Here is a 5,773-nt window from a genome sequence, read left to right on the forward strand (position 1 = left end):
AAACGACATGTCAATACACTTCCTTTCGCGCAAACCAAACGGCGGTTAAAAAAGATAACAATAGAAACATGACAAGGGCGATCGCCAGGCCTATTGGAATGACAGAAGGATCCAATAGCGGACTCCCTTTTTCCAAAGGAACACCGTTCGGATGAACCCCGACGATCGGGCACATCATCCTCATTCCCCAGCTCCATGGGATGAACAGCCAATACGGTTGTGCGGCCATGACTACCCCTAAGGCGAGGCCAATGACACTGACAATGATCGAGACTACCATCCCGAACCGCTCGGCCACAAATAATCCGATCGGGATATAGGCTAAAGAGGTCAACCAAATGACCAAGCTGGCGAATACGGCGACCGTAGCTGATGAGAGGCTGTTGGGAAAAAGCCATTTCAATAAAACAAGTAAGATGATCAGCTCTATTGTTGAGAGCAACATGTAATAGGCGATGACGGTGATTTTGCTCCACCATAGACGCACGATGCTAATGTCGTGACAACGCAACACTTTATCGTTTCCTGACTTTTTCTCCCTTACCGTTGACAAGGAAGCGATCAAGGCTGTTCCAATCGGAACAAAAATCAATGGCCACCAATTAAATACGGCATATTCAAAATAATTGTGTGTGGAATTTATAGTTGGCATGGTGATGATGGCGTACAGGACAAAGAAAAGCGGAGCGATGAATACAAGTTTTTTCGCAAACGTCCGCTTATATTTTAAACGTTCTGACTCGAACATATTGAGCATGATTTCCATCCTCCTTCATTACTCGTTCACTACATCGACAAAGAGTTTTTCGAGATCTTGGCTTTCGTCTATTTTCCCTTCGTACCTGAGTTTTCCGTTTTGGATAATGCCAATATAATCGGCTAATTGCTTAACTTCGGACAAAATATGGCTCGATAGAATGACGGTGATCCCGTTTTCGGTAAACGATTGAATGAGTTTTCGCAAGTCCTGTATGCCTAATGGGTCCAAGCCGTTTGTTGGTTCGTCGAGAATGAGCAGCTTTGGATGGTTTAAAAGCGCTTTGGCAATTCCTAATCGCTGTTTCATTCCGAGGGAAAATTGAGATGCTTTCTTTTTCCCTGTATTTTCTAAGCCGACGATGTTCAAAACTTCTTGGATCCGCGACTCAGGCAAATGAAGCAATTTAGCGTGAACAAGCAAGTTTTCATGAGCCGTTAGATTGCCGTAAAGAGCAGGGGATTCGATCAGCACACCGATATCTTTTAAGTCTTTTCTGCTCCAAGGATGGCCGTTGATCATGATTTCCCCTTTCGTAGGACGCAAAAGCCCTGTCAGCATTTTTAAAAGGGTTGACTTTCCGGCTCCATTTGGTCCGAGCAATCCATAAACCGTCTGTTTCTTGACTTTAATGGATACATCATCTACGACGAGTTGTTTCCCAAACGCTTTGCTTACATGATGGGTCTCTAACATATACTCTCCCATGTTCATTCTCCTCCTATATATAGAAAATTGGGTGGTGATGTTGCTTTTAGCTGGCATTAGCGAAAGGAGCGATGGCGATATCCGTGCTGTGTTTCATATTAATGGCTCAATGTAATGTTTTTATAAGAAAATGAGCACATGGATGATGTTTTTTACAGATTGGGCTTCGTACCTTGGTTTATCGTTTGCTGTTGCCGTGATCAGCGTTCTTCATTGATCAGTGAATGAAAATGATTGGAAATATCGATGGATTTGAGCGGTTAAGCTGATGTCACATGTGGTGAGGAAACAGAATGGTCAAGGGGGATGTTGTAGTTCGTACATAGGGAGTGGGAGGCGGTTGACTAATGAACAAAACATATCATTTGTGGGGTGGGAATCACCCAACCCACAATGATTTTCAAATCTTATTTATGGCAGCAAAAACTGGACTGAACTTCCTCCGTTTTGTATCCTTACTCAAATAATCATTGACAAGCATTCATTTTGATTAATACGAACGTCAGGGGTTATATCTATATAAATATTCTCGCCCGCTCCGGGGCGAGTAAGCAGGGGAGAGTGGTGTTCAAATTCTTGTTGGGGTGGCGCCAAAGGGCTGATTACAGCCCCTTGGGCGTCACTTTCTTTTCCACTTTGCGCAGCAGCCAGTCAAACACAATCGCCAACATGGCGGCTGGGATGGCGCCGGCTAAAATTAAGTTTTTGTCGGCGATGCGCAGACCGCGGTCGATCAAGTCGCCAAGCCCGCCGGCGCCGATAAACGTCGCTAAGGCGGCGACGCCGATCGTCAGCACCGTCGCGGTGCGCACGCCGGCCATAATGACGGGAAGCGAGAGGGGAAGCTCGACCATCCATAAAATTTGCCGCGATGTCATCCCCATCCCTCGTCCGGCGTCAACGAGCGTCGGGTCAACGCCGAGAATGCCCGTGTACGTGTTACGCAAAATCGGCAATAGAGCATAAAGCGTCAAGGCGATAATCGCCGGCAGTTTGCCGATGCCGAAAATCGGCAGCATAAACCCAAGCAACGCCAAGCTCGGAATCGTTTGGATGATGGCGGCAATGCCGATAATCGGCTCGGCGAGTTTGCGATACCGCGTCAACACCACACCGAGCGGCACGGCTATGACGATCGCAATGCTCATAGCGATGGCGGATAAGAGCACATGTTCTTGAAAGGCGATCCAAATATCATTCTTTCGTTCGATAAACGTCTGCAATAATTCCATCGTATCCCTCCTTGGCGGAAAAGCGGCAGCGGGTGGCTGCCGCTTGGTCATGGGCTGAGACCGAAAACTTGAAAAGGTTTTGGTTCACTAGCGGAACGAATCCCATCGGCAAGCCCGCTTGGAGCGGCCTTGTCTTTTCAAAATGAGACGTGTGATTCAGGCGGGGCGACGGCCGCGGCAACGTTTCTGGCTAGATGACAAGAAACGGGGCGGCATCGTTTTTTCAAGCCCCCATTCGCCCGTCTTCGTTGGCATTAGGCATGTTGCTGGAACGTCCACTCCGCGAGTGCGCGCATCATGCTCGAGCGCGTGATCCCGCCGACGAGCCGGTCGCCGTCCAACACCGGAATGATGCGCACATCCGGGTCTTGGAACAGGGCGGCGACGTTGGTGACGTCCGCTTCTTTCGACAACGTCGTCACATCGTAGTCGGCGATGTCGGCGACTAATAAATGTTCTTCTTGGTAGCGCTGTTCGATTTGTTTTAAGGTGACGATGCCGAGAAAGACCTGCTTTTTATCGACGACGACCAAACTGTCGACCTTTTTCGCTTTCATCAATCGGAACGCTTCGGCCAAGCCGCGCCGCGGCGAGATCGTCGCGACGTCAGCCGACATTAAATCCTCCGCCGTCGGCACGGCCGTATGGCGGATCCGCAACCGGTCTTCACCAATAAACTCGCGGACAAAGGAGTTCGCCGGCCGCCGAAGCATTTGGTCCGGCGTCGCAAACTGGACGATTTCCCCGTCTTTCATGAGCGCAATCCGATCGGCGATTTTAATGGCTTCATCCATATCATGGGTGACAAAGACGATCGTTTTGTGAATCTCCTCTTGCAAGCGGACGATGTCATCTTGCAGCTGTTCGCGGCTGATCGGGTCAAGAGCGCTGAACGGCTCATCCATCAAAATGATATCCGGTTCTGCGGCCAACGCGCGAACGACGCCGACGCGCTGCTGTTGCCCGCCGCTGAGCTCCGACGGATAGCGATGCTTGAACGTCGCTGGATCCAATCCGACGAGCTCAAGCAATTCGTCAACCCGTTTTTCATAGGCGTGTTTTTCCCACTTTTTTAGTTTCGGCACAAGTGCGATGTTTTCTGCGATCGTCATATGCGGAAACAGCCCGATTTGCTGGATGACGTAGCCGATGTTGCGCCGCAGCTCAACCGGGTCAAGCTGGGAAATGTCTTGCCCATCGATGTACACTTTGCCTGATGTCGGCTCGATCAAGCGGTTGATCATCCGCATTGTCGTCGTTTTCCCGCAGCCGCTCGGCCCGATGAGGGCGACAAGCTCGCCTTTGCGAATTTCAAGATTGATATTTTTTAAGGCGACAAAGCCGTCCTCATACTGTTTCGTGACGTTTTCAAATCGAATCATCCAAATTCCTCGCTTTCTAGTCGATCAGTCCTTCCGCTTTTAAGAAGTCAATCGCCACTTCACGCGGCCGTTTTCCTTCCAAGTTCACTTCGCCGTTTAGTTCCATCATTTTTTCATCGGTCAAAATGTTGGCCAACTTGTTCAGTTTTTCTTCGAGATCCGGGTTGGCATCCAACACTTCCTGGCGGATGATCGGCACGGCGTGGTACGGCGGGAAGTACTGTTTGTCATCTTTCAATACGACCAAATCATATTTTTTTATCCGGGCATCGGTCGTGTAGGCGGTGATGACGTCAATCTCTCCATTTTTCGCTGCTTCGTATTGCAAGTCTGGGTCGATCGTCACTTTTTTCTTGAACTGAAACCCGTACGTATCAACAAGCCCGTCATAGCCGTCGCTTCGCTCAAAAAACTCGGCGTCTGACCCAAAGGTGAGGGAAGACGAATGTTTCGCCAAATCGGAGTACGTTTTTACCCCGAGCTTTTCCGCCAAGTCTCTGCGCATGGCCAAGGCGTAGGTGTTGTTAAACCCGAGTGGTTTGAGCCAAGCGATGTTGTATTTTTCCTTATATAATTTCTTTGTTTCGTTGTAAATTTGTTCGGGCGTCTTTTTAGGATCGTACGGCTGTTTTAAAATGTTTAAATACCCTGTCCCCGTGTACTCGACATACATGTCGACATCGCCATTTTCAATGGCCTGCTGGAGCATAAACGCGCCGCCTAGACTGTCCTTCACTTCCACGTCCAAATCGGTGTTGGCCTTCACATACTCCGCCAGTAAATGCGTCAAAATAACTTGCTCGGTAAACTTCTTCCCACTGATAACAATTTTTCCTTTCGCATCACTCGTTCCGCTGCAGGCCGCTAGTCCAAATACAAGCCCGACAGCGAGCAAAGTCATCATCCATTTTCGCAACACAATTCCTCCTTCTTTTTCAGCTGATATCATACAAATGAACGGGGATAAAAAAAGCAGCAAAAGGACGCGGAGGGAGGTGAAAAAGCGTCACAAACAAAGGATACCGTAATTTGGGTGCGGCTGGCAAATTTGGTATCGGCCGATATGTTTGCTTCTCGCTTGCTCTCGCGGCGATGAGCGTTCTCTCCTCCTTGATCCTGAAAAATGCTCGGGAATGCTTGCGAATCCTCCTAGATGCTCCGAATTCGAGATGTTTGCATAAGCCTCGTGTTCATCCATCGATGCGCCAGCCAGGCATGACCCGCGCCGTTCATCGAGAGTGCGGGGTGATGCTACCACTTGCCGCGAGAAGGCCGGCGCCTTGGCAAATGGTCAAGGTGAAGGCTAATCGATAAACACTCGAACAAAAAAGGCAGCTCACGGCTGCCTAGTGAAAAGGGAATAGGTGTTGAACATTTCTCTGTGGGGAACGTGTTACGCATAAACAAGGCGATGAAGGGCGCTTTCCGTTTTGAAGACGCGGGCGTTTAAAACAGAGAGTCCCGCTTCATGTTCGGCGAGGGCAGGCAGCACTTTGTCTTCAAGGATGGATGTGATACGGGTGAGGTCGCCTTTCATATGATGAAGGTCGTGCGCCATCGCCTCGTATTTGGCGGTCAGCACTTCTTGCCCATGGCGGAGCGCTTCAACGATCGCCTTCGTTTCGTTCGTGCGCTCATCAAGCAGGTCGATTCGCCGTGCAAGCGTGTTCGTCTGTTCGTTCAGTTGGGCGACT

General features: G+C 49.5%; 5 protein-coding genes and 1 pseudogene. All 6 read right to left on the reverse strand.

Features of this window, described 5'->3' with window-relative positions; translation table 11 throughout:
- Nucleotides 1–10 precede the first annotated feature (10 nt).
- A complete protein-coding gene (locus VU18_RS01290) occupies nucleotides 11–757 on the reverse strand; it encodes a lantibiotic immunity ABC transporter MutE/EpiE family permease subunit (protein WP_008881432.1) in 747 nt (248 codons plus the stop codon).
- An 18-nt stretch (nucleotides 758–775) separates the two neighbouring features.
- Nucleotides 776–1,465, reverse strand: a complete 690-nt coding sequence (locus tag VU18_RS01295) for a lantibiotic protection ABC transporter ATP-binding protein (protein WP_008881431.1) — start codon at nucleotides 1,463–1,465, stop codon at nucleotides 776–778.
- Nucleotides 1,466–2,067: 602 nt separating this feature from the next.
- Nucleotides 2,068–2,697, reverse strand: a complete 630-nt coding sequence (locus VU18_RS01300; RefSeq protein ID WP_011229818.1) for an ABC transporter permease — start codon at nucleotides 2,695–2,697, stop codon at nucleotides 2,068–2,070.
- A 254-nt stretch (nucleotides 2,698–2,951) separates the two neighbouring features.
- Nucleotides 2,952–4,079 (reverse strand): betaine/proline/choline family ABC transporter ATP-binding protein, encoded by a 1,128-nt coding sequence (locus VU18_RS01305; RefSeq protein WP_011229819.1) that lies wholly within the window; start codon nucleotides 4,077–4,079, stop codon nucleotides 2,952–2,954.
- Nucleotides 4,080–4,095: 16 nt separating this feature from the next.
- Nucleotides 4,096–4,998 carry a glycine betaine ABC transporter substrate-binding protein gene (locus tag VU18_RS01310; protein ID WP_014194799.1) on the reverse strand — a complete coding sequence of 301 codons (903 nt, stop codon included), beginning with the start codon at nucleotides 4,996–4,998 and terminating at the stop codon, nucleotides 4,096–4,098.
- 474 nt (nucleotides 4,999–5,472) lie between these two features.
- Nucleotides 5,473–5,773: pseudogene (locus tag VU18_RS01315) on the reverse strand (hypothetical protein); the annotation flags it as partial.

This window comes from Geobacillus sp. ZGt-1 (genome assembly GCF_001026865.1).
GTDB classification, from domain to species: Bacteria; Bacillota; Bacilli; order Bacillales; family Anoxybacillaceae; genus Geobacillus; species Geobacillus thermoleovorans.